Genomic DNA, 1246 nt, shown 5'->3' with positions numbered 1-1246 from the left:
TGAGGTGGTCTAGGCATGACGGACAGAAGAAGGACGTATATTTCTTCTGTCATGGCAGCAAAAACCAGCGGGGCGTCGCCCGATAAACGGCGCAAGTACGACGAGGCGTTTAAGGCGGAGGCCCTGCGCCTGGCCAGCGAGAGCCGCAGCACGCAGGCAGCCGCCCGGCAGTTGGGCATTAGCCCCAAGCTTCTCTACCGCTGGCAGCAAGCGCAGCTCGTGGCCGAGGTGGGCAGTGAAGAAGTGGCGCGCGACCCGGAGGTGCGCGCCCTGCGGGCCCGGTTGAAACGGGCCGAGCAGGAGCTCGACATTTTAAAAAAAGCCTTGGTCATCTTCGGCCAACCGACCCGGTGAGCGCCTACCGCCACATCGCCCAGCGTCGGGCACAGGTGCCCGTGCGCCAGCTCTGCCAGGTGCTGCGCGTGGCCCCGGCCGCCTACTACGCCTGGCGTCGGCAGCAGGACCAACCCGTGTCCGAGCCGGCCTGGCAAGTGGCCGTGCGCGAGTCCTTTGCGCACCACAGCCAACGCTACGGCACGCGTCGGTTGCGCGCTGAAGTGCAGGCCCAGGGCCATGCGGTCGGCCGTTGGCGCATTCGCCGCGTGCTCCAGGCCCACGGCCTGCGCGCCCAACAGCCCCGCTCGTTCGTGCCGCGCACCACCGACTCGGACCCGGCCGTGCGCGCCGCGCCCAACCGCTTGCTCGGCCAGCCGGCCCCCGCGGCCCCGAACCGGGTCTGGGTGGGCGACATCACCTACCTGCCCCGCCAGGGCGGCGGCTGGCTCTACCTGGCCGTGTGGCTCGACCGCTGCTCGCGCAAAATTGTCGGCTGGGACGTGCGCGACACGATGCCCGAAGACCTGGTCAGCGAGGCCTTGCGCCGGGCGCTCGTGGTGCGCCGCCCGCCGGCCGGGCTCGTCGTCCACTCCGATCAGGGCAGCCAGTACACGGCCACCCGCTTCAAGGACCTGCTGGCCCGCCACGGGGCAGTGCAAAGCATGAGCCGGCGCGGCAACTGCTACGACAACGCCCACGCCGAATCGTTTTGGAGCCGCTTCAAAGCTGAACTGCTCGACGGGGGCAGCTTCCCTGGTCTGGCCGAAGCCCGGCTCGAAATCAGCCACCACATCGCCTATTACAACGCCGAGCGACGGCATTCGGCACTCGGCTATCAATCGCCCAACCACTTCGAAACCCAACTCCAAACAACGTCCCAACTCTGTCCGGCTTAGCTAGACCACCTCAG

General features: G+C 68.0%; 2 protein-coding genes. Both read left to right on the top strand.

Going from position 1 to position 1246, the window contains the following annotated elements:
- The first annotated feature begins 51 nt into the window (after positions 1-51).
- Positions 52-354, top strand: coding sequence for a transposase (locus ROI90_RS21070; protein ID WP_316000258.1), 303 nt, complete (start codon positions 52-54; stop codon positions 352-354).
- Positions 351-1232: an IS3 family transposase gene (locus ROI90_RS21065; RefSeq protein WP_316000257.1), complete on the top strand. Its 882-nt coding sequence runs from the start codon at positions 351-353 to the stop codon at positions 1230-1232. Before ROI90_RS21070 ends, ROI90_RS21065 begins: the two co-directional genes overlap by 4 nt.
- Positions 1233-1246: the final 14 nt, after the last annotated feature.

The sequence above is a fragment of the Hymenobacter endophyticus genome, from assembly GCF_032464715.1.
GTDB classification, from domain to species: Bacteria; Bacteroidota; Bacteroidia; order Cytophagales; family Hymenobacteraceae; genus Hymenobacter; species Hymenobacter endophyticus.
Note: the sequence above shows the minus strand (reverse complement) of the source record. Positions and strands in the feature narration are given on the sequence as shown.